Raw genomic sequence first — 20,056 nt, forward strand, 5'->3', positions numbered from 1 at the left:
TTACTCTGTGGTATTCCCAACAGCAGGAATAGGGTTTTCCTTGAAAATACGGGCCAGGTGCAGCGTATTGTAGGCAAGCATCTTCACATGACCTTTTGTAAACTCATTCTCCTGTCCGCCGCCTTCATCCAGATAAGACGCGCCGGGACCGGCTTCTCCGACCCAGTAGGCATCCACATTCGGCGGAATGACGAAACCGATATGGGAAAGCCCGTAAATAATGGAGGCAGCGGCGTGCTTCGCTCCATCTTCGTTCCCGGTAATGACGACGCCTCCGACTTTGTTGTAGTAGACCGCCTGCCCTTTTTCATTCGTTTCACTGCTGCTTCCATACAAACGTTCCATCGCCACGCTTGCGATGCTGCTTTTCTCCCCGAGCCAGAGCGGTGTTCCGATCAGAAGGATGTCCGCTTCTTTGACCTTTTCAAAAATCTCCGGCCACTGGTCTCCGCCCCCGAGGTCCTTCGCCACGCCGTTTGGAATATGATAATCCGCCAGACGGACCGTTTCCGTATGTACCCCTTCATTCTCCAGAATATCGAGTACCTCCCGCCCGAGAGCTTCGGTATGGGATGTTTCATCCGATGTTTTCTTTAAGCTGCAGTTCAAGATCAGCGCTTTCAAATCTGCCATCGTTTCAAACCTCCTTATAAGTATATTGAATCCTTTTTCCCTTCTGCCTTTATTTTAATCCTGCTTTTTCCAATTTGTAAGGTAAATGACAAAATCTTTACACATGTTTACATTTGAATATGGGCATTTTAGGAGAGAAGAATGGATGAAGGAGTGTGTATGAATGTTCAAATTGAATGACAAAGCGCCTGATTTCACCCTTCCGAAAATTACCGGCGGGGAATTCTGTTTCTCTGAGGATTTAAAAAGCCATGACGAGGATCACTGGCATTTGATTATATTTTTCCGTGGATCGTGGTGCCCTGCCTGCATGAACGAGCTCGATCAGCTGGAAAAGGACCAGGGATACTTCAACGATAAAAAGATCCATCTGATTACTGTGACTCACGACGAAAAAGCCGATCTTGAAAAAATGCAGGAGGAGCATCAATTCAGCTTTCCTGTGCTGAATGATACGGACTTCCAGTTTTTAAAAGACTACCAGGTGCACTTCCACGATGAAGATGCGCCTTACGAAGACCACGGCACGCACGGAGACCCGGCCTACTTTCTGACCGATGCTGAGGGACGGGTGTTGTACCAGCAGAGACAGACGAGTCCATTCGGTCGTCCGGCACCGACAGAACTGAGGAAAATCATCCAGTATATCCGCAGCAACTTAAAAGGCTGAACACAAAAATCCCGTCCGGTGAACGAAACCTGTTCACGGGACGGGATTTTTGATTTTCCTTATTCCACGAACCGCCATGCATACTAAGAACGTGCTTTCACGTTAAAAACGAATCTGGGTATAATGCTTCATCATTCTTTGGTTATGTTCGTCAGAGCCATCCACATTCCCGCTTTTGAATATCGGCACTTCCTTACCGCTCTCCTCCAAGTGATGAATGGTGCGGGTCAAAAGCTCGTGGATGATAGCCGTCCCAAGTACCGTGGATACGGGGGAATGATCCGTTTCCTTCCCTTTCATGACTGCGTCACCGACCGGAACTTCCATATCAATCACATCCTCAGCCCTATCTTCCAGCCGCTTCCCGGAATCCAGCCGGGAAGGCTGGGAGTCAGCATAACGGAGCGATGTCAGAGCTGTTGTGTACACACCCATCTCCCTGAAAAATTCCGCTGCTTCCACTGGAGCCGGATTTCGGCCTGAGGTGGAGATGATCAGTACCGCATCTCCAGGCTGTACGTCTTCCTTTTCCAGATACGGACCGACAAAACCGGGGGTTCTTTCATATTGGCTTGCCTGCACGGCGCCCTTATGAAGCATGAGCGGCTCGATGAGTATCGGACGGACCGGAACGAGACCGCCGGCCCGGTAATACGCTTCCTGGGCAATCAAACTGGAATGCCCACAACCGAACGTATGAATCACACCGCCCCTGCTGATTACTTCCGCAAACCGACGACTGATGGCTTCAAAAGCCTCTGACCGGCGCCCTGCCAATGACTGCAGGCGGCGGGTCACATCCAATAAGTAACTCATGACATCCTCCTTACCGCTCAATATCACTGATGAACTTATAGCGATCCGCCCTGTAGGTGGATTTGACGACTTCGAACGGAACTTTGTTATCAAGATAACTGCAACGCTCAATATGGAGAACAGGCGAGTGGGCTTCAATATGAAGATCTCCACTGTCTTTTTCATCGGCCGCACGGGCTTCAATCTCCTGACGCGCATGACTGATTCTAAAATCAAGCACGTTCTCCAAATACTCATACATCGATCCCTGGACGATTTCCTCTGTAAGATCCGGAAGCAGAGAAACAGGAAGAAAAGACGTTTCCACTGCCATCGCCTGTTTGTCAGCGAATCGGATTCGTTTGACGGCATACACCTCCCCGCCATCTTCAAGGTTCAATTTAGAGGCAATGTCCTGAGGGGCCTGTATTACATCAAACGATAACAGACGGCTGGATGAACTCATGCCGCGCAGCTTCATGTCCTCGGTAAAGCTTGTCAGCCCTTTCAGAGGCTGTTCAATTTTCTTTTCTGCGACGAACGTTCCTCTTCCCTTTTCCCTGTACAGGATGCCGTCGTTGACCATGTTGGATACGGCCTGTCTGACGGTCATCCGGCTCACTTGAAAGCGTTCCGACAACTCTCTTTCCGAAGGGATCATATCTCCCGGATGGAACGTTCCTTCCTTGATTTCCTGCTTTAAAAACTCTTCAATTTGATAATACATCGGGAGCGGATGATTCTTTTTCAGCACAATCCCTCACCCTTTCTCGTTAACTAACGCATAAGCCTCACGGTCGACGATCAGCGTCAAATCATGATGCTCTTTCAAGGAGGAAGCCGGAAACTGCTCATCCCTCTCCCCGTAAATCAGCTGACGGATCGCTTCAGCCTTGCGCTTTCCGGAGGCCAGCAGAATGATTTTTTTACTTTTATGAATGGATTGAATCCCCATCGTAACCGCATGCGTCGGTACTTCCTCCATTGTATCAAAAAAACGGGCATTCGCCTGACGCGTAGAAGGCGTCAATTCCACGACATGGGTGCCGCTCTCAAATGACGTTCCCGGCTCATTGAAACCGATATGGCCGTTTTCGCCGATGCCAAGCAGCTGCAGGTCCGGCGGGCCGATCTCATCAATGACCTGCTCATACCGTTCACACTCCTCAGTGAGGTTCCCTGCCTTGCCATCAGGAATGTAGGTGTTGGCTTTCTGGATGTTCACCAGGTCAAAGAGATGCTCGTTCATAAAACAGCGGTAGCTTTGATGGTGATCCGGACTCAAGCCGACGTATTCATCCAGGTTCAACGTAGAAACCTGGCTGTAGTCCGTCTCTCCTTTTTCATAACTCTTTACAAGCTCCCTGTACGTTCCAAGGGGTGTGCTGCCTGTAGCTAAACCGAGGACAGAAGCAGGGTCTTTCTTCACCTGGCTGTCAATGATCTCTGCCGCTTTTCTACTGAGTTCCTCATAGTTGTTCGTAACGATGATTTCCATTACTGCCCCTCCTCTGCGTTGTAGCTGATCGTTCCTCTGCACATGGTAAGGGTGACATTTCCTTGTTCATCCAACAGCACAAGGTCGGCATCCTTTCCTTGTTCGATGCTCCCCTTACGGTCTTCGACACCAAGCTGGACGGCGGCGTTCCAGGAAGTGATACTGACCAGTTCCTGCCATGACAATCCAGCGTCCTGTTTCATCTTTTTAGCGGCTTCCTCCAACGTTAAAATGCTGCCGGCAAGGGTTCCATCGGACAACCTGGCTTCATTGTTTTCTACAAAAACATCCTGCCCGCCAAGATCATACGTCCCCGGCGGAAGACATTTGGCACGCATCGCGTCTGTGATCAAAACCGACCGTTCGCTTCCGATATTCTGATACGCTAATTTGACGGCATCCGGATGGACATGAATATGATCGACAATCATTTCCACGAGCAGACGGTCATTCATAAAGGCGGCGCCTACAAGTCCGGGCTCCCGGTGATGCAGGCCGCTCATCTGGTTGTACAAGTGCGTGACATGACGCGCTCCTTTTTCGACGGCTTCTGTTACCTGATCGAAACGCGCATCGCTGTGACCGAGCGAGCAGACCACACCTGTCCGGCTCACGTCTTCAATGAAAGCAGAGGCCCCCTCGGTTTCAGGGGCAACCGTAACAAGCTTGATGTGACCGCGGCTTTCCTGCTGCCATTCGTGAAACAACTCGACGGATGGTTTGATAATGTGATCCGGATGCTGGGCGCCGGCCTTTTTCTCTGAAATGAACGGACCTTCCAAGTGGATGCCGAGCATTTCGGCACCCTCGCCGGGGACCTGGGATTCCTTGAATGCCCCAGCGTTTCTGATAGCTTTCGTTATGTTTTCGCGTGACTGGGTCATCGTCGTCGCAAGGAAGCTGGTCGTTCCTTCTTCCGGCAGCTGTACACTCATGCCATGGATTGCTTCCGGCACAGCATCCATCACGTCATGCCCAGCCGCTCCATGGATGTGTACATCAATGAACCCAGGGAGCATCCTCCGGCCTTTCCCATCAACAACTGTTCCAGAGCTTTTCAGTGTACCAGTCGAAACTTCAGCGATTTTCCCCTCTTGGATCCGCACAGAGCCGGATGAGATGGTACGGTCAGTGAAAACGATGTCCACATTCGTCATGACCATTTCATTCATTGCCATCGTCCTCCTTTTCACTGGTGACTTCCACAATCTCTTTATCTCCACGATCTGCTGTTCCCTGCTTGAGCACATGGACGACTTCATTTTCCAGGTTCGTGAAAATAATCGGTGTAATGACCGACGGTGCTTCCTTCTTCACGTCATCAAGAGCCACCTGCAATAACGGCGTTCCTTGATCGACAAGATCGCCGGCTTCAACAAGAGCTTCGAATCCTTTCCCTTGAAGTTTCACCGTATCCAGACCAACGTGAATCAACAGTTCAAGACCTTTATCTGTTTCCAGACCAACCGCATGCTTCGTCGGGAAGACTTGGACTACTTTTCCTTTGACCGGAGAAGTGATGGTGCCATCGGAAGGTTCCACTGCAAGACCCGGCCCCATCATGCCTTCTGCAAAGACTTGGTCCGGTACTTCTTCAAGCGGTAGAATTCGTCCATTGACCGGCATGGCGAACTCTTCTTTGTTTAATGTTCGTCCGGTAGATCCAGGAGCTTTTTCCTTTTCGGCCCTTGGAGCAGAGGAAACCGTCATTCCTGGGTTCTGCATCTGTTTCTTCATAGCTTCCGCTACAAACTCCACCGTCGTTCCAACGATGACCTGCAGGTTGTTACGGCCGATCTTCATTACGCCGCGGGCGCCGGAACGCTTCAAAGCGGGTTCATTGACAATGTCACGGTCCTTCATTTCAAGACGTAGACGGGTTGTACAATAGTCGAGCGTTTCAATATTATCTCTACCACCAAGAGCTTCTAAATAATGATAAGCTTTGGCTTCATATTCGTCTGCTCCATCTTCCACCTCTGTCTGCACTTCTTCTTCGTCTTCACGACCTGGTGTTTTCAAGTTTAATTTGATGATCAGGAAGTAGAAAACAAAGAAATAGACGGCAGCCATGAACAATCCGATCAAAATAAGAGTGAACGGGTTTTGGGCAATATTGTAATTCAATACGTAGTCGATCAACCCGGCAGAAAATCCAAAACCGTGACGAACATCAAAGAGGTAGGCCAGAATCATCGATACTCCTGTTAAAGCAGCGTGTACAACATAAAGGAGTGGAGACAGGAACATGAAGGAAAATTCGATCGGCTCTGTTACACCTGTCAGGAACGATGTCAGACCGATACTGAGGAACATCCCCCCGACGGCTGCCTTGCGTTCTTTTTTCGCTGCGGCATACATAGCGAGACAAGCTGCAGGCAGACCGAACATCATGACAGGGAAGAATCCGGCCAGGAAGCTTCCTGCAGACGGATCGCCGTTCAAGAAGCGGTTGATCTCCCCGCGCACGACCTCTCCGCTTTCTGTTGTGAACGTACCAAAATCAAACCAGATCAATGTATTCATCACATGGTGCAGTCCGACTGGAATCAACAGACGGTTTAAGAATCCGTAAATACCGACACCAGCGGCTCCACCATTTAATATCCAGTCCGCTGTTGAATCCAACAAGGCCTGCGGATAGACCCAGACATAACCCAGAACAAAAGCGGCGACAACCATAACCGCGGACGTAATGATGGGTACAAATCGTTTTCCTCCGAAAAATGATAAAAATTCCGGGAACTTCACATCATTGTAGCGGTTGTAAAGCAAACCAGCCGCAATCCCGGCGATCACCCCGGCAAAAACGCCCATCTTTACATCTTCATTTATGGCACCGATTCCATTATCAAGAACCAGATACCCGACGGCACCCGCCAAAGCGGCGGCTCCGCTTCCATCCTTCGACAAACCCATCGCAATTCCGATGGCGAATATAAGGGCAAGGTTGCCTAGAATTCCGTTTCCCGCTGCTGTAATGAACGGAAGATCGAGAAAATCCTCCATCCCGAGCCTGACAAGCAGGGCAGCAGCCGGCAGCGTAGCAATCGGAAACATGAGCGACTTTCCGATTCTTTGTAAAAAGTTCAACATGATGGTGTACCTCCTCTAAAATATGAAAACGTTTCATTGAAGCCATCGTACCACCATTCCCTTATAGTTGTCTATACCAGTTTAAATTATTAGAATATTTAAACTTAAAGCGATTCCAAATGGTCGGTTCCCCCCGTTCTCCTCTTTTCTACAAACTTTTGTGTTTTTTTACAAATGTAAGCGCTTAGAATTTCACATCTACACAAATAGTTATAGAAACAGGAATGGTAAAGTGTGAAAGGAGAAACCGTTTACATCCACCACACAACAACGTATCAACCGATTTCAGGGGGGATTTCATGCTGGAACTATTAAATCAAATCAACGATGTCCTATGGGGAACACCCAGTCTTATACTATTATTCGGGACAGGCTTATTTTTAACGGTGATGCTGCGGGGACTGCAGTTCCGAAAGCTTTTTTATGCCTTCAAGCTCGCCTTCACAAAAGAGGAAAAAACGGATCAAACCGAAAGTGCCGAAGGAGATATCAGTAACTTCAAAACGCTGATGACGGCTTTATCGGCGACAATCGGAAATGGAAACATTGCCGGTGTGGCTACGGCACTGACACTCGGTGGGCCTGGAGCGATCTTCTGGATGTGGATTGTCGGTCTTCTCGGGATGGCTACCAAGTATGCTGAAGCCCTGCTTGCCATGAAATACCGCGTAAAAAATGAAAATGGCGAATACTCCGGGGGACCGATGTATTACGTGGAACGCGGGCTTGGAAGCAAGTGGAAATGGCTCGCTGTCGCTTTCGCCTTCTTCGGTGCCTTTGCTGCACTCGGGATCGGCAACAGTGTGCAGTCCAACACCATTGCGGATGTGATGAACGAAAGTTTTCATATCAATGGCTGGATTACGGGAACGGTGCTCGTCCTGTTTACGGCCCTGATCATTTTCGGCGGGATTCAGCGGATCAGTACGGTGGCCGGATTTTTTGTACCGGTCATGGCTTTTCTGTACATAGGCGGAGCCCTGCTGATAATTACGATGAACTACAATGCGATCATACCGGCGTTTGAGATGATCTTCACCTACGCTTTCCAACCTATTTCTGCGGTCGGCGGTTTTGCTGGTGTCGTCGTTATGGAAGCTGTCCGGAGCGGGGTTTCCAGAGGAATCTTTTCCAACGAAGCAGGACTTGGTACAGCTGCTTTGATTGCGGGGAATGCCAAAACCGACCACCCGGTGAAGCAGGCGCTTGTAGCGATGACCGGTACGTTTATTGTGACGATCATCGTTTGTACAATGACAGGACTTGTCCTTCTCATGACCGGATTCTGGGACCCGTCCGGCGGAGATATTTCAGGCGTCCAGCACGCGTCCGGCCTTGACGGTGGTGCGCTTACCAGTGCAGCCTTCGGTCATGCGCTGGGAACTGTCGGGGAATATATCGTCGCCTTTTCGGTGATCTTTTTCGGGTTCTCAACGATTGTAGGCTGGTATATGTACGGGGAGAAATGCTTTGAATACCTGGCTGGATTGAAGTATATCGTGCCTTACCGTCTTGTTTACGTCGGGGCCACTTTCATGGGGGCTGTTATGCAGCTGGATCTTGTCTGGGCCTTCGCCAACATGGCCAATGCGCTTATGATGATTCCGAACTTAATCGCGCTCCTGCTGCTTTATAAAGTGATTGTCAGAGAGACCGATTCGTTCTTTAACGATTATTTGATGAAACCTCATCACAGCAGCCGGAAAGCAAGCTGACTAAGCAAAGACCTGCCAAATTGGCAGGTCTTTTCATTTGATGGAAAACGTTTGTATGTCCATTGTCTCCAGGAACATTGACCATTCCCTTTCCGCATACAATCATTGGATCCTACTCGGGACAACCATTTCTGTCTGTGCCGTGTTGATGGTCACGTTCCGCTTATCGGTGGGTGCTTGCCGCGGGCACGGCCTCAGCTAACTTGGGCAGGAAGAACATCTGCCCAAGTGGATCTTCGACTCGCGCTGTTCCCGCAGGCGTCACCACCAAACGCTCCTCGTAACCACACCTAATGATCAGGTTTAAGTATTGGTTAGCGACGTCTATTTATTTGGATATACAAAACCTCATCTTCACTCGAACAGGAGTCTGATGAAAAAGGAGAGTTTTTTGGTAGCGGAAGGGAAAAAGAAACGTCTGCGGGGGATCTTCCCAACAGACGTTTACTTTACCAAAGCGCTTCTTCTTTACTCGTCAGTTCCACCATCCATGGAAAAGCGGTTAAAAAGCCGGCTTCCGCTGTAAAAAGCAGAGCCAGTCCAACAGCTATCGAGACATCCATCACAAGGGCAAACGGCAGGACCGATAATGGCATCATATGAAAAAGCGATACTTTGCGCATGCTTTTGCGGGATTGGAACTGCTTCTCGCCGCAGAACTGGCAGACCGCTCCGCGATCCCTGCGTATGGACAGCCTCTGGGTATCTTTCCAAGGCCATTCATGCCCACAATTTCTGCATACAGGCATTTTTCACGCCCCCTTCTTCTCTTTTTCTAAACGATCATGGCACCGGACCTCTCTATGGCCTTGCCAGGACCTTCCCATTACGAGAAAAATCGCTGCTATGGATAGAGAGCTGCCAGCTTATGAAAGGGTTCGACCGATAGTTGCGATGCTTTCTTTACCCTTCAGCCCTGTTTTCAGAGGGGTTACTTGAACATGACGTTATGTACGGTCGTATTGATCAGGTCCGCATAACGGATCCACTGGATGAGGAAAAACACACAGACAGCTGTATGGAGAACAATTGTTACCCACAACAGCCCCTTTTTCCTGGGATGTCTGCCGAGGGCTTTCCTACTCGTCAATACGGCGTATGTTGCTATGAAAACCGGGAGGAGAACCGCTGCCGCGAGAACCCATTGGTTAAAGGCTTCCATATGTGTGCCAAGCTTACTTAAACCAGCCTCTTCACCGGAAACGTTTGAATTCATGATTGGCCCGGGTTCTTTCCATCCTTCATGGATAACGAGCTGATCTTTGTCGGTTACACTATAATCCAAATAACTGAAATTCATCGTATAATAGATGCCCAGCATCGCCAATAAACTAAGGACAAACACAAGCATCCACCGGATAGGAACAGAAGTCATTGGATCCTCCCCTTTTATTCCAAAATCAATCTTCCCACACCGTCCCTCCAAAGCTGAGGGTTATCCCATTTCCCGAGGTCAGCCCATACCAGTATAGATAAGGATGGAAACGAGCAGGAACCCGGAGAGAAACAACGCTTTCTTGGAGCGGCTCCACGATTTCATCCAACCCCACCTTTTTCTGTCCACATCAAGCCAGAAATAATCAACGGCCACTGAGATCATAATAATCAGGAGTGCTGGTATCATCGGCCTCCCTCCTTCCATTACGTTCACCTTATCATAAAACAACCAATATATTCCATTGTGACTGAGAACAAAAACGGGTTTTCTTTTCGACGGTTTGCAGGTATAAAGGAAAAAAGCGCAAATATATAAAACACACGTTCTTTCTATAAAGATCACGTGAGAAGGAGGAAAGCAAGTGTATAGAAGCAAACAGAAGCGGCGTTGGTTATGGTCCATCCTTTTCCTTGTGTCATTGCTGATTTTCCCTGCCCAAGGATGGGCAGCAGAATCAACGGAAAACGGAAAATGGAGATACACGGCGCTTGGTGATTCCCTCGCCTACGGTATTCAATCCGACGGTTCTGCAGGACTCAGCTATGCCGACTTTTTAGCCAACGATTTGGAAAACGTCGACAGGCTGGAAACGTTCACGAAGGCCTATGCTGTTCCCGGCCTCACCTCGGAAGGGCTGCTCAGTCAGATGCAGACCAATGAGGAGGCTCTCAAATCAGCCGCTGAAGCCGACTTGATTACGATCAGTATTGGAGCCAACGATTTTTTACAGGTATTCAGTAAAGACCCTGACGAGCTTAAAAATCCGGAAGTCGTACAATCAATCCTGCAGAATGTGGGCGAGAATTATGGAAAAGTCGTCCGTCAGATTCGAACCGTCAATCCGGATGCGAAGATCTTCCTTATGGGCTACTACAATTCATTTCCTGCCTACCCTGAAGAAGACCAGCAGCAGTTCATTCAGTTGATGGACGCATTGAACCAAACCATCCAGAAGGTGGCGTCTGCATCAGGAAGTGACTATGTCGCTACGTTTGAGGCAGTGGCTGAGAATTATGACGCCTATCTCCCGAACCCGCAGAACGTCCATCCTGGTGAAAAGGGCTATGAACGAATCGCTGAGGAGTTCTGGAAAGCGGTCAAACCATTCGTCCCTATTGCCACAGACCGGATTGCCGGAGAGAACCGTTATGAAACAGCTGTTGAAATCTCTAAACAGGGCTGGGACGAATCAGACACCATCGTCCTTGCCAGGGGGGATCATTTCCCAGATGCACTGGCAGGCTCTCCACTTGCCTACCATATGGATGCGCCCATCCTGCTGACAAAGGAACGCCTGCCAGCTGAGGTCAGGGAAGAAATCCAGCGACTCGGAGCGGACAAAGCCGTTGTTCTGGGCGGTACAGAAGCGGTCTCTCCTTTTGTTGAAAGTCAGTTAAAGGGAATCGGCCTTACCGTTCAGCGTATTGGTGGTAAAGACCGGTTTGTAACGGCAGCTAATATTGCTGCTGTCTTAAACGGGAATCCTCAACAAGCTGTAGTAGCGAATGGTATGGATTTCCCTGATGCCCTGGCCATCGCCTCCTACGCTGCTGGAGAGGGCCACCCAATCTTACTTACGAAAGACACCCAACTCCCCGACGTGACGGCCCTGGCCCTTACCGATGTGGATGCTGCGATAGCGGTCGGCGGCACGCGTGTAATCTCTGATGAAGTTTTTCATGCGCTCCCTTCAGCCGTCCGTTACGGCGGTGACAATCGTTATGAAACTTCAGCCTTGATTGCTAAGGAGTTGAATCCGGCAGACCGGGCATTTATAGCTACCGGTTCAGATTTCGCCGATGCTTTGACAGGATCGATTCTGGCGGCTAAAGAAAACAGCACGTTCCTGCTTGTTCCTCCTGAATACCTTGATGCTTCCATTGCAGAAGCAGCAGAGGAGCTCGGCATCCGTCACTTCACCATTTTAGGCGGAACAGGAGCGGTCGGTCCTTCCGTAACAGAAGATCTGATGAAATCAGCACACGAATAAAGGAAGACCTGCCTCGTGCAGGTCTTCCTTCTTTTGTAGAAAACACACAACACAGGATCCGCCATTCATCAAAGCGGCTTTTTTGTAAAGTCTTTAGTAGAATAGAATAACAACAGATAAAGAGAAGGAGAAGGCTTATGAAAAAATGGCTTCTGTATATCCTTGCTGGTATGTTCACCCTCGCTCTGCTTGCCTTTGGAGCATTCTATATATGGGCGGAGCAGACTTTCGAACCCTCGGACCAACTATCAGACATTCCAGAGCGTCAGGAAGACTGGGTAATCTTTGAACCGGACGGGGAGCCGAAGGCCGGGGTCGTGCTATATCCTGGAGCGAAAGTCGAACCCGAAGCGTACAGCTATATCGGAAACCAACTGCGGGAACAGGGATACCTGACGGCAATTCCGTCCATGAGGTTCAACTTTCCCATCCTAGAAGCACAAAAAGCGGATGAAATGCTGGAAAACTCCCCCCTTGATGAATGGTTCATTGGAGGACATTCCCTTGGTGGTGTTGCCGCTGCCTCTTATGCCGATGACAATCAAGAACAACTGGACGGCTTGTTTTTCCTGGCTTCCTACCCGGCTGATCAAAATGACTTTTCGGACTCCGACTTCCCGATGCTGTCCATCTACGGAGAAAAGGATGGCCTGACTACGCTCACAGATATCGAGGAAAAGAGTCCGCTTCTTTCAGATATGGCTGTCCTCTATGAAGTCAAGGGTGGCAACCACGCCCAATTCGGCTGGTACGGAGAGCAAAAGGGGGACAAGCCAGCGGATATTCCTGTTCAAGAACAGCAGGACATTATTATCAAAACATTGGTTACGTGGCTTGAATCATCCTAGAACAAACAAGATGGGCTCCAGGCGTGTATGACGGACCCTGATTTTCATGCAGGCGCCCTTCCCTGTTTTTTAAAAAATGAAGAGGCTGCCTGGACAGTCGCAGGCAACCTCTTCTGTATAACACCGTTCTTTGTCAGCGAAGAAAGATCGAAAAAAGAATGAAGACCAGAATCAAACCGACAAGAATCAGTCCTGTTCCTTTCCAGCCGAGGCTGCCGACTAAATCCATCAGTCCGCCGCCGTGTTCCCGGCCGGGACTGTTTCTTTTAAATCCTCCTGCCTCAGCTTTTCTCTATCATAAGCTTTATCTGATTGGGTCATAAATGATCCGCTCCCCTTTGTTCATGAATCGAAGCGTTTCTCGACTACCATGCCGATGTAAACCAGACAGCCGGCACAAACACCGAGCATTATTCCATCAATAAACATTCCCACAAGCCCGCCTGTCAAAGCGTATGTGGTGACTTTCCATTTCATAATGACAAGAACTCCTTATAAGCGATAAAATCCTAAACCCGAAGGCTTTACTTGGACAGCTTTTTGATGTTTCCGATTTCTCGAGCGTTTATTAATACCCATGTCAGTCCCATAGGGAGAAAGAGGGAAAAGAGATCCGCAGGTGGACGCCCAAAATTAGTAAGTCCTAAAAATCCAAGGGCGATGACAGGGAAAGCAATAAGTATGGAAATTTCTATCCCTCTATTCCTGCGCCACTTCTCCCTTCCCATCTGCTCCTTTTCAAAAGCCTCTATGACTCTTATATCTTTGGATCCCCAAGCTTCTCCTCTCCATAACGAGAAAAGCTTGTACATGGCTGTGCCTATTAAAACAACTGTACCAAGGATTAAGAAATACGCCGTCGGCCATTGATTGAACACACAAACCGCATAAAAACCAAGCAGCCCACCCATCAAAAGATTGGAGAATAAAAGCTGGCGCTTCTTCGCCTGTCGCACACGCTCAATATCGACGCTTTCTACCTTTACATCCTCAATCGTCTGCATACAGCAAATCCCCTCCCAAGAAGTAAGCATCTGTTATATTTTTCCTCACCCAGATGATTCCGAAACCTAATCAAGTTGGTCAGCGTATGTATAACAAAGACTGATTTCCTTATGGAGGTGAACAGCATGTTCTTCCGGCTCTTTCACAAACTCGACCGTCCAAAGAAAATGGCCCTGCTCTTCGTGTCTATCCTTTTACTGATCGGGGGCATAGTCATGCTCTTTCTGTAACTAAGCCCCATTACTCCTTACGTCCCGGACGGCTCATACGTTTCATCATCGATCCATTCCAATTGAAAGACGATCGCATAATCCGCCTCTTTCACAGCATCCGGCATCTGCCGGGCATCTTCGATTCCCGGCACACGCAGCATATCCTCTTTACCGGCAATCATATAAGCAGGATAATAGGAAACCCCTTTTTCCATGTTGAAGGCCTGCTCGATTCCAGTAAATGAATACCCGGTTAACGAGTCCGGAAGCTGAATCGTTCCTCCTGACCGGCCCCCCATCGTTCCGACGCTCACAGACGTTTGTTCTTCCATTTCACCGAGGTGAAAGCTGAAGAGGTCTTTTTTATAGATTTCCTCCCCTTCTTCTCCGGAGAATGATGAAAACCGTTCTTCCGGTTCGCTTCCATCTTCGATTACATAAGTCGTAGTCTTTAAGCCCTCTCCCTCAGGTATTTCCCCCTCTATAGTGTAAAAACGTTCGAATCCGCTGCCCAGATGGGAAATGATTGTTTCTTCACGCTCCGACAATTTTGCCGGCTTAACTGCCAGCGTATCCTTCGATGCTTCCTTCTGTTCAGGTTCTCCTTCTTCATTCGAGCAGGCGGCCAACAGAAGACCGAGTATCATAAATATCCCTAACTTTTTCATACCATTCTCCTTCTCACCCTTGAATGGAAAGCAGTTCAGACACTGTCACGAACTGATAACCTTCCTTCTCCAAATAGTCCAGCAGCGTCGGCAGAGCTTCGGCTGTTTCCTTATGCACATCATGCAGCAGGACAATCGAGCCGGGTACGACTTCTTCCTTGATCACTTTATTCACGGCCTCCGGATCTCTGCTTTTCCAGTCGTGGGAATCCACGGACCATAATACGACTGATGACCCAAAGTGCCTTGCCGCTTCCTCTACGGTTTCATTGACAGCACCGTAAGGAGGGCGGAAAACCGACGGTTGTTGCCCTGTGACGTTTGAAATTTTCTTACGGGACGCCTGCATTTCATTCTTGACGGCCGGCATCCCAATCTTCGTTAAATCCTTGTGCTGGTCGGTATGGTTACCGATCTCATGCCCCTCCTCAGCCACCCTTTTGGCAAGGTCGGGATATTTATCCACCTGTTCCCCCATCATGAAAAAAGTGGCTTTGGCATGGTGATGCTTTAAAATATCCAGAACTTCCGGTGTCACTTTCCGGTCTGGACCATCATCAAAGGTAAGCGCCACCACTTTTTGTCCGGAGTCTGTAAAAGAAAGAATCCTTTCCAACGATACGTTCACTTGAACAAAATCTTCCTTGTCTATTCCAAGGTCTTCCGGATTGAAATAAGCGGTCAAATCTTTCCCTTGTATGGACCAGTTCCAATCATCCGGCCGGTTTATCATATCTGCAAGCGCCTCCCCATCAGGGTTCTCCTTTTTCAACTGCTTCTCCACACCTTCCTGAATCCCTCGGACGGCTTCAGGGTTATCCAGCAGGTTCGTAAGCGTGACGCTTTGATTTTCCCTGTTTAGTGAAAAGACCCGCACCTTGGACTCGGACTGCTTTTCCTCCACCCTTTTGTGGGAGCGGAAAATAAAGCTGTATGTATCCCCGCGCCCCTGATGAGCATCAACCTCAATGGTTAAATGCGCACGTCGGCCGTCACCGAGCTCCCCGTTATACTTTTCCACTTTGTTGAAAAAGCTTTCTTTTTCCTGTTCAATCCACGCTTGGACAGCCTCGTTCTGTTCATCCTCTTTCATGGAGGCGGTGCTGATGGAGAGCGTGTAGGTATCCGCTTCCTCCGTCTCCTCCTGGAAATAGAGGTAGGGGGCGCTGCTGCTTTGACCAGATACAGGCGTGAGCCATTTTACCATTCCCGTTCCTATTAGACCGGCAATCAGCAGAAGAACGACCCAGCCAGGCCATTTAATCCGTTTGATCAGTGGTTTTCTTCCTGCCATATCCCCTTCATCCCTTTTCTATTATTCTCTCTATCTATTATTCCAAATTTATACATATTTCTCAATGCTAATCTCTTTGAAGGATACTCTCTTCCAGTTGATAGAGAGGCAGGTCATTACCTGTAAAAAAATCAGCAGATCGTGAGAGATTAACCATAAAAAAGCCCGCCATAATGGCGGGGTGGAGTCTTTTCCTGACCTTAGGTGTTCATTTTTCTTCGTGCATTGAATTCTGTCCCAAAGAACACGGCTCCCATAAGAAAAAGAATGCTGGAGAAAAACAGAACCATGCCTTTCCATTGACCATCAAAAATTGTAATGTTCACAAGGGTCATGGTATGTGTAATTAATAAAAGCACAAACAAAATCACATAGGTTTTCATACATCGCGACCTCCTAAACGTAACCTCTACTCTTCTTTCATCTTCTTCCATCCTAAATAAAACAGCCCTGTCACAAAAAGAAGCCAGGGCAGCCAGGGCACAGCGCTGGAATCATACCGGAATGACATTCCCGGAAAGCTCTGCGCCATTTCTATGATGACAAACAGCAGCATGGAAAAAGAAAAATAGATCGCCGCTGCTATATGGTGTACCAATGAACATCCTCCTTTGTTATACCGTTCTCCGGCCGAACCGGACATACATCAACAGGGCACTTCCCACGGCAAACATCCCGGCTGCTATTCCAAAGTAAAAAAAGAGATGTCCGCCAATTGTGGAGGAAGCATAGCTGAGGTAACTGAAAGCGAACAGCCCCGCCCCTAACAAAGCCAGTAAAACCATCGACCCTTTCCACCGGCCTTTCGTCAGGATGGAGCCCACCGCCAAAAGCAATAAAATGAAACTGCTGAACATCAGCATCGGAAACAGCGGACTGAACTTAGCGGCATATACAAAGTAATCCAGCTGGATGATCTGCTCCTCTCCCCTTACCTCTCCGTTGATCATTTGGGAAAAAGGAGTGGAATGGGCCCATTCCCATGATTTATCCAGAAGCGCACTTCCTTCATACCAGGAAACAAGGGCAGAAAAAATGAAAACAACGGAAAGAAGAACACATACGACAAAGGATCGATACATAGAACTCCTCCTCTTTCATTTCCTTTTAGGAATCCATCCGTTCCAAAAGCATGTAGTCCTTTGTTTTTTCTACATCGATTTGCTTTCTCCTGCCAAAAGCCAGTAATTCGTCATACCCCTCCGGCTCTGTCATCACCACTAACGGGATGTTCAAGCCCTTATAGGTTTGAATGGCAGCGGCTTTCTTTTTCCAGCCGGTCCGGAAGAATTTAAGCGTTTGGATATGCGCAGGTACCAGTTCTTTCTTTAACACCCGCTTCTTCAGATAGGTAACGGTATAAATCAATCGCTGATCCTGAATATCAATTTGAAATCGAAATAAACTCCCCATCGCTAAGAATAATAGAATCACCAGGAACAGTTGAATCGATGCACCGAATGCGCTGGAGAGGAGTAACCACAGAAGGGGAAAGAGAAGTGTGACCGTATCCCTGATCCTCTTCGGATTGATGGAATAACTCATGACTGATCACCTCCAAACCTTTCCAGCTTCCTTTGGACGCTCCAATAAACAGCTAAGGCTGCCATTTGAAGTGGTAAAAGAAACCGAAAAGGAGAAGATGAATGTAGATGAATGATTTGATAAATGCCGGCTGTTATGACCATTAGACCCATTCCTAATACGACCATCCGCAGAATCTTTTTCAGCTTATAATCGTTCGTTAAAATTTCCCCCACTCCTCTTTCAACAAACCATAAACGATCCTGTCGTGATGGCTTCCGTTCAAATATTCATACTCACGCAGGACTCCTTCCTTCGTGAATCCGAGCCGTTCGGGGACCGCTCTGCTTTTCCCATTTCCTACGGCCGTCTGAATGTCCACTTTTCTTAAACCGAGCTCAAAAAATGCGTAATCGACCATCTTCCGGACCGCTTTCGTTACCAGCCCCCTGCCCGTAAAGTCGTCTCCGAGCCAGTAGCCGATTTCCGTTCTTCCCGTTTCCTCATCTATGTATAGAAATCCAGTGGAACCGGCCAGTTCTCCTTTATACAGGATGCCGGCCCAGAAACCTTTTCCATCGGCCATCCTTGTCAGGGACCTTCTGATGAAAGCTAGTGAGTCCGCTTTTTCTCTCGTCTTTTCAGGGAAGGAAAGCCACACCCCGAGGCGGTCCCTGTTTTTGTCGACCAGCTGGAACAAGGACTCCGCGTGTCTCAATTCCAGGATGGACAGCTCTACGTCATCATCCACATGCATCGTAAACATTTGTTTTCCTCCTCTTCTACGATTCCAATTATTTCAAAACCCAAACCTAAACTCAATACTAAAAAAAGCATCCTTTGGATTAAGGACGCTTTTCCTGCTTTATTTCCTCGCAGGCTCGTTGGAAGTTTTCCAGTGATTCTCCTCCCAACGCAGACCTGTCACCGCCGAACAATCGGTGCAGGACGATTTCCTGCGCTTGTTCGATAGAGAGGTCTCCACTGTTTAACACGAGCTTTAAATAAGACTTAAAATATTCCTTGGTCAATGCGCCCGATTGATGCAGCATACGTCATTCCCTCCTCCATTCTTCATCACAGAAGCAGGAGAGCCTTCCTTGAAGACTCCCCCGGCAGACTCTATGCGTTTTCCTGACGGTTTTCCTCCTGTCCCTCTTCGCTATCGTTTTCCTTTGTTTCTTTTTCCTCTACCTCTTCAATGTCTACATGACAGCAGTTTTTATCAGATTTGGAAAACAAACCGCGGAGCCCTTTCTTTTTTTCAGCCATGGATTTCACCTCCTTTAAAGTACCGTCTGCACGATAAACCCTGTGGATACCGCCACGACGAGGATGGAGACAACAAAAGCTGTGACGAGCTTCGGTTTGAACAGTTTATTCAACAAAACCACCTCAGGAATACTCGCGCCCGCACCACCGATGACCAAGGCGATAATGGCACCGATCCCCATGCCCTTACTAACGAGTGCATCGGCAATCGGCAGAATCGCTTCCGCTCGGATGTACATGGGGATACCAATGACAGAAGCCACCGGGATCGTCCATGGTTGATCTCCACCTGCAAACCTGGCGATCATCTCCTTAGGAATGAAGTCATGGATGAATGCTCCGATGAATACCCCAAGTAGAAGGAACGGCAGGACAGGGTAAAAGAAGCCCCAGGCGTCCCGCAGCGCCACCTTCCATTTCGGCTCATCCGCTTCAGCAGTAGTGCTTCCTTTCCGGACCCTTACATTTTTCACGAACTTTTCAAGCCCGAGCAGATCCCATACCACTCCAATCAGGATGGAGAAAGCACCGACAATCAGAACATAGGACAACGTCAATTCCCACCCGAGCAGCGTCCACAGCAGAAGGACAATGACGGGGTTCAATAATGGCGAGGCTACTAAGAAGGACATGGACGGTCCAAACGGTGCTTTAGAAGAAAGCAGCCCCGCCAGAATCGGGATCGTCGAACATGAACAGAAGGGCGTCAGTGCCCCGAGCACCGTTCCATACAGGTAGCCGCTCCACTTATTCGGTCGTTCCAACACCCGTTTAATCCGCTCCTCTGTCACCTTCTGCTGCAGAAGACTGACGAGGAAGCTGATGAGAATGAACAATGCGGTCAACTCCGCAAACAAAATGAGGAATGTTTTCATAAACTCGAGAAAATCATTCATAAGATCCCTCCCTGCATCAACTTTTTTTGATGTAATGATCACAGTAGATCAATTTTTTTTGATGTATAATGTATAGATTTACCCTGACTACTGACCAGGGTAAAAGATGCAGCAGAGTTCCGGGGATAGGATGGATTTAACTTCCGAATCGTTCAGCTGATAATAGTTCCAGGTCCCCTTCTTTTCCCTCTGAATAAAACCGGCATCATGAAGGATTTTCAAATGGTAGGACAGTTTGGACTGCGGGAGTCCGACAAGCTCTGTCAGATTACAGACACACAGCTGTCCCTTCTGATTCAGTTCATACATGATTTTAAGACGAAGCTGATCTGCGAGTGCCTTGAATTTCTTTTCGTACCCTTCAAAGGAAAGTTCCTTCCCGGTTCCTGCATGTTGATCGACCGTTTCCATCGTCTCACCTCTACATCAAATTTTTTTGATCTAACTGCATTATATTCATCCCTCAGGAAGGATGTCAATTGAATGCATCAAATTTTTTTGA

At 48.4% G+C, this 20,056-nt stretch carries 27 protein-coding genes; 4 read left to right on the forward strand and 23 right to left on the reverse strand.

What is annotated here, in order from left to right; translation table 11 throughout:
- Window positions 1-633, reverse strand: coding sequence for a flavodoxin family protein (locus ACXADP_RS13080; protein ID WP_474968213.1), 633 nt, complete (start codon window positions 631-633; stop codon window positions 1-3).
- Between the two features lie 163 nt (window positions 634-796).
- On the opposite strand from ACXADP_RS13080, the gene ACXADP_RS13085 reads away from it, so the two are divergent.
- Window positions 797-1,303 (forward strand): peroxiredoxin family protein, encoded by a 507-nt coding sequence (locus ACXADP_RS13085; protein ID WP_474971626.1) that lies wholly within the window; start codon window positions 797-799, stop codon window positions 1,301-1,303.
- A gap of 102 nt (window positions 1,304-1,405) precedes the next feature.
- On the opposite strand, the gene ACXADP_RS13090 is transcribed toward ACXADP_RS13085, so the two are convergent.
- From ACXADP_RS13090 to nagE, 5 genes are read right to left on the reverse strand one after another with little or no spacing between them, the layout of a single operon-like run.
- Window positions 1,406-2,119, reverse strand: a complete 714-nt coding sequence (locus tag ACXADP_RS13090) for a sugar isomerase domain-containing protein (protein WP_474971627.1) — start codon at window positions 2,117-2,119, stop codon at window positions 1,406-1,408.
- 10 nt (window positions 2,120-2,129) lie between these two features.
- Window positions 2,130-2,852: a phosphonate metabolism transcriptional regulator PhnF gene (gene phnF / locus ACXADP_RS13095; RefSeq protein ID WP_474968210.1), complete on the reverse strand. Its 723-nt coding sequence runs from the start codon at window positions 2,850-2,852 to the stop codon at window positions 2,130-2,132.
- Window positions 2,853-2,858: 6 nt separating this feature from the next.
- Window positions 2,859-3,596 (reverse strand): glucosamine-6-phosphate deaminase, encoded by a 738-nt coding sequence (gene nagB, locus ACXADP_RS13100; RefSeq protein ID WP_474971628.1) that lies wholly within the window; start codon window positions 3,594-3,596, stop codon window positions 2,859-2,861.
- On the reverse strand, window positions 3,596-4,768 hold the full coding sequence (nagA, locus tag ACXADP_RS13105) for an N-acetylglucosamine-6-phosphate deacetylase (protein WP_474971629.1): 1,173 nt from the start codon (window positions 4,766-4,768) through the stop codon (window positions 3,596-3,598). The genes nagB and nagA overlap by 1 nt, the downstream gene beginning before the upstream one ends.
- The gene (gene nagE, locus ACXADP_RS13110) at window positions 4,761-6,692 is read right to left on the reverse strand and encodes an N-acetylglucosamine-specific PTS transporter subunit IIBC (RefSeq protein ID WP_474971630.1); all 1,932 of its coding nucleotides are present in this window, start codon (window positions 6,690-6,692) and stop codon (window positions 4,761-4,763) included. The genes nagA and nagE overlap by 8 nt, the downstream gene beginning before the upstream one ends.
- Before the next feature lie 299 nt (window positions 6,693-6,991).
- On the opposite strand from nagE, the gene ACXADP_RS13115 reads away from it, so the two are divergent.
- Window positions 6,992-8,407: an alanine/glycine:cation symporter family protein gene (locus ACXADP_RS13115; protein ID WP_474968206.1), complete on the forward strand. Its 1,416-nt coding sequence runs from the start codon at window positions 6,992-6,994 to the stop codon at window positions 8,405-8,407.
- A 449-nt stretch (window positions 8,408-8,856) separates the two neighbouring features.
- On the opposite strand, the gene ACXADP_RS13120 is transcribed toward ACXADP_RS13115, so the two are convergent.
- The 3 genes from ACXADP_RS13120 to ACXADP_RS13130 form a co-directional block, all read right to left on the reverse strand.
- Window positions 8,857-9,156, reverse strand: coding sequence for a TIGR04104 family putative zinc finger protein (locus ACXADP_RS13120; RefSeq protein WP_474968205.1), 300 nt, complete (start codon window positions 9,154-9,156; stop codon window positions 8,857-8,859).
- 182 nt (window positions 9,157-9,338) lie between these two features.
- A complete protein-coding gene (locus tag ACXADP_RS13125; RefSeq protein WP_474971631.1) occupies window positions 9,339-9,782 on the reverse strand; it encodes a hypothetical protein in 444 nt (147 codons plus the stop codon).
- 78 nt (window positions 9,783-9,860) lie between these two features.
- Window positions 9,861-10,031 carry a hypothetical protein gene (locus ACXADP_RS13130; protein ID WP_474971632.1) on the reverse strand — a complete coding sequence of 57 codons (171 nt, stop codon included), beginning with the start codon at window positions 10,029-10,031 and terminating at the stop codon, window positions 9,861-9,863.
- Window positions 10,032-10,206: 175 nt separating this feature from the next.
- On the opposite strand from ACXADP_RS13130, the gene ACXADP_RS13135 reads away from it, so the two are divergent.
- Together ACXADP_RS13135 and ACXADP_RS13140 are read left to right on the forward strand one after the other, a co-directional pair.
- Window positions 10,207-11,835 carry a cell wall-binding repeat-containing protein gene (locus ACXADP_RS13135; RefSeq protein WP_474971633.1) on the forward strand — a complete coding sequence of 543 codons (1,629 nt, stop codon included), beginning with the start codon at window positions 10,207-10,209 and terminating at the stop codon, window positions 11,833-11,835.
- 137 nt (window positions 11,836-11,972) lie between these two features.
- A complete protein-coding gene (locus ACXADP_RS13140; protein ID WP_474971634.1) occupies window positions 11,973-12,683 on the forward strand; it encodes an alpha/beta hydrolase in 711 nt (236 codons plus the stop codon).
- Between the two features lie 133 nt (window positions 12,684-12,816).
- Here ACXADP_RS13140 and ACXADP_RS13145 read toward each other — a convergent pair whose 3' ends face one another.
- The 14 genes from ACXADP_RS13145 to ACXADP_RS13210 all read right to left on the reverse strand — a co-directional run bounded on the left by ACXADP_RS13145 (window position 12,817) and on the right by ACXADP_RS13210 (window position 19,965).
- Window positions 12,817-12,912: a DUF6366 family protein gene (locus tag ACXADP_RS13145; protein WP_474971635.1), complete on the reverse strand. Its 96-nt coding sequence runs from the start codon at window positions 12,910-12,912 to the stop codon at window positions 12,817-12,819.
- A gap of 113 nt (window positions 12,913-13,025) precedes the next feature.
- A complete protein-coding gene (locus ACXADP_RS13150; protein WP_474971636.1) occupies window positions 13,026-13,160 on the reverse strand; it encodes a hypothetical protein in 135 nt (44 codons plus the stop codon).
- A gap of 47 nt (window positions 13,161-13,207) precedes the next feature.
- Complete coding sequence (locus tag ACXADP_RS13155) at window positions 13,208-13,687, reverse strand: hypothetical protein (RefSeq protein WP_474971637.1); 480 nt, start codon at window positions 13,685-13,687, stop codon at window positions 13,208-13,210.
- Window positions 13,688-13,935: 248 nt separating this feature from the next.
- A complete protein-coding gene (locus ACXADP_RS13160) occupies window positions 13,936-14,568 on the reverse strand; it encodes a hypothetical protein (protein ID WP_474968198.1) in 633 nt (210 codons plus the stop codon).
- A gap of 13 nt (window positions 14,569-14,581) precedes the next feature.
- Window positions 14,582-15,862, reverse strand: a complete 1,281-nt coding sequence (locus ACXADP_RS13165) for a polysaccharide deacetylase family protein (protein WP_474971638.1) — start codon at window positions 15,860-15,862, stop codon at window positions 14,582-14,584.
- Window positions 15,863-16,062: 200 nt separating this feature from the next.
- A complete protein-coding gene (locus ACXADP_RS13170) occupies window positions 16,063-16,245 on the reverse strand; it encodes a hypothetical protein (RefSeq protein ID WP_474971639.1) in 183 nt (60 codons plus the stop codon).
- Between the two features lie 26 nt (window positions 16,246-16,271).
- Window positions 16,272-16,460, reverse strand: a complete 189-nt coding sequence (locus ACXADP_RS13175; protein WP_474968195.1) for a hypothetical protein — start codon at window positions 16,458-16,460, stop codon at window positions 16,272-16,274.
- 16 nt (window positions 16,461-16,476) lie between these two features.
- On the reverse strand, window positions 16,477-16,944 hold the full coding sequence (locus ACXADP_RS13180) for a YjdJ family protein (RefSeq protein WP_474971640.1): 468 nt from the start codon (window positions 16,942-16,944) through the stop codon (window positions 16,477-16,479).
- A 25-nt stretch (window positions 16,945-16,969) separates the two neighbouring features.
- Window positions 16,970-17,407: a hypothetical protein gene (locus ACXADP_RS13185; protein WP_474971641.1), complete on the reverse strand. Its 438-nt coding sequence runs from the start codon at window positions 17,405-17,407 to the stop codon at window positions 16,970-16,972.
- Between the two features lie 199 nt (window positions 17,408-17,606).
- Window positions 17,607-18,152, reverse strand: coding sequence for a GNAT family N-acetyltransferase (locus ACXADP_RS13190; protein WP_474971642.1), 546 nt, complete (start codon window positions 18,150-18,152; stop codon window positions 17,607-17,609).
- A 79-nt stretch (window positions 18,153-18,231) separates the two neighbouring features.
- A complete protein-coding gene (locus tag ACXADP_RS13195; RefSeq protein WP_474971643.1) occupies window positions 18,232-18,438 on the reverse strand; it encodes a hypothetical protein in 207 nt (68 codons plus the stop codon).
- Between the two features lie 70 nt (window positions 18,439-18,508).
- On the reverse strand, window positions 18,509-18,658 hold the full coding sequence (locus tag ACXADP_RS13200) for a hypothetical protein (protein WP_474968190.1): 150 nt from the start codon (window positions 18,656-18,658) through the stop codon (window positions 18,509-18,511).
- A gap of 14 nt (window positions 18,659-18,672) precedes the next feature.
- A complete protein-coding gene (locus tag ACXADP_RS13205) occupies window positions 18,673-19,554 on the reverse strand; it encodes a permease (protein WP_474971644.1) in 882 nt (293 codons plus the stop codon).
- A gap of 87 nt (window positions 19,555-19,641) precedes the next feature.
- Window positions 19,642-19,965 carry an ArsR/SmtB family transcription factor gene (locus ACXADP_RS13210; RefSeq protein WP_474971645.1) on the reverse strand — a complete coding sequence of 108 codons (324 nt, stop codon included), beginning with the start codon at window positions 19,963-19,965 and terminating at the stop codon, window positions 19,642-19,644.
- Window positions 19,966-20,056 lie beyond the last annotated feature (91 nt).

It is taken from the genome of Halobacillus sp. AWH4_228 (assembly GCF_056158365.1).

What these genes read in the sequence shown, in the direction of transcription:
- ACXADP_RS13120 (WP_474968205.1), bottom strand. Translation starts at nt 9,156, where the DNA reads ATGCCTGTATGCAGAAATTGTGGGCATGAATGGCCTTGGAAAGATACC.
- ACXADP_RS13190 (WP_474971642.1), bottom strand. Translation starts at nt 18,152, where the DNA reads ATGTTTACGATGCATGTGGATGATGACGTAGAGCTGTCCATCCTGGAA.
- ACXADP_RS13150 (WP_474971636.1), bottom strand. Translation starts at nt 13,160, where the DNA reads ATGAAATGGAAAGTCACCACATACGCTTTGACAGGCGGGCTTGTGGGA.
- ACXADP_RS13210 (WP_474971645.1), bottom strand. Translation starts at nt 19,965, where the DNA reads ATGGAAACGGTCGATCAACATGCAGGAACCGGGAAGGAACTTTCCTTT.
- ACXADP_RS13130 (WP_474971632.1), bottom strand. Translation starts at nt 10,031, where the DNA reads ATGATACCAGCACTCCTGATTATTATGATCTCAGTGGCCGTTGATTAT.
- ACXADP_RS13170 (WP_474971639.1), bottom strand. Translation starts at nt 16,245, where the DNA reads ATGAAAACCTATGTGATTTTGTTTGTGCTTTTATTAATTACACATACC.
- ACXADP_RS13140 (WP_474971634.1), top strand. Translation starts at nt 11,973, where the DNA reads ATGAAAAAATGGCTTCTGTATATCCTTGCTGGTATGTTCACCCTCGCT.
- ACXADP_RS13195 (WP_474971643.1), bottom strand. Translation starts at nt 18,438, where the DNA reads ATGCTGCATCAATCGGGCGCATTGACCAAGGAATATTTTAAGTCTTAT.
- ACXADP_RS13200 (WP_474968190.1), bottom strand. Translation starts at nt 18,658, where the DNA reads ATGGCTGAAAAAAAGAAAGGGCTCCGCGGTTTGTTTTCCAAATCTGAT.
- ACXADP_RS13185 (WP_474971641.1), bottom strand. Translation starts at nt 17,407, where the DNA reads ATGAGTTATTCCATCAATCCGAAGAGGATCAGGGATACGGTCACACTT.
- ACXADP_RS13080 (WP_474968213.1), bottom strand. Translation starts at nt 633, where the DNA reads ATGGCAGATTTGAAAGCGCTGATCTTGAACTGCAGCTTAAAGAAAACA.
- ACXADP_RS13090 (WP_474971627.1), bottom strand. Translation starts at nt 2,119, where the DNA reads ATGAGTTACTTATTGGATGTGACCCGCCGCCTGCAGTCATTGGCAGGG.
- ACXADP_RS13160 (WP_474968198.1), bottom strand. Translation starts at nt 14,568, where the DNA reads ATGAAAAAGTTAGGGATATTTATGATACTCGGTCTTCTGTTGGCCGCC.
- nagA (WP_474971629.1), bottom strand. Translation starts at nt 4,768, where the DNA reads ATGAATGAAATGGTCATGACGAATGTGGACATCGTTTTCACTGACCGT.
- ACXADP_RS13085 (WP_474971626.1), top strand. Translation starts at nt 797, where the DNA reads ATGTTCAAATTGAATGACAAAGCGCCTGATTTCACCCTTCCGAAAATT.
- nagE (WP_474971630.1), bottom strand. Translation starts at nt 6,692, where the DNA reads ATGTTGAACTTTTTACAAAGAATCGGAAAGTCGCTCATGTTTCCGATT.
- ACXADP_RS13165 (WP_474971638.1), bottom strand. Translation starts at nt 15,862, where the DNA reads ATGGCAGGAAGAAAACCACTGATCAAACGGATTAAATGGCCTGGCTGG.
- ACXADP_RS13205 (WP_474971644.1), bottom strand. Translation starts at nt 19,554, where the DNA reads ATGAATGATTTTCTCGAGTTTATGAAAACATTCCTCATTTTGTTTGCG.
- ACXADP_RS13115 (WP_474968206.1), top strand. Translation starts at nt 6,992, where the DNA reads ATGCTGGAACTATTAAATCAAATCAACGATGTCCTATGGGGAACACCC.
- nagB (WP_474971628.1), bottom strand. Translation starts at nt 3,596, where the DNA reads ATGGAAATCATCGTTACGAACAACTATGAGGAACTCAGTAGAAAAGCG.
- ACXADP_RS13155 (WP_474971637.1), bottom strand. Translation starts at nt 13,687, where the DNA reads ATGCAGACGATTGAGGATGTAAAGGTAGAAAGCGTCGATATTGAGCGT.
- ACXADP_RS13145 (WP_474971635.1), bottom strand. Translation starts at nt 12,912, where the DNA reads ATGGATTTAGTCGGCAGCCTCGGCTGGAAAGGAACAGGACTGATTCTT.
- ACXADP_RS13180 (WP_474971640.1), bottom strand. Translation starts at nt 16,944, where the DNA reads ATGTATCGATCCTTTGTCGTATGTGTTCTTCTTTCCGTTGTTTTCATT.
- ACXADP_RS13125 (WP_474971631.1), bottom strand. Translation starts at nt 9,782, where the DNA reads ATGACTTCTGTTCCTATCCGGTGGATGCTTGTGTTTGTCCTTAGTTTA.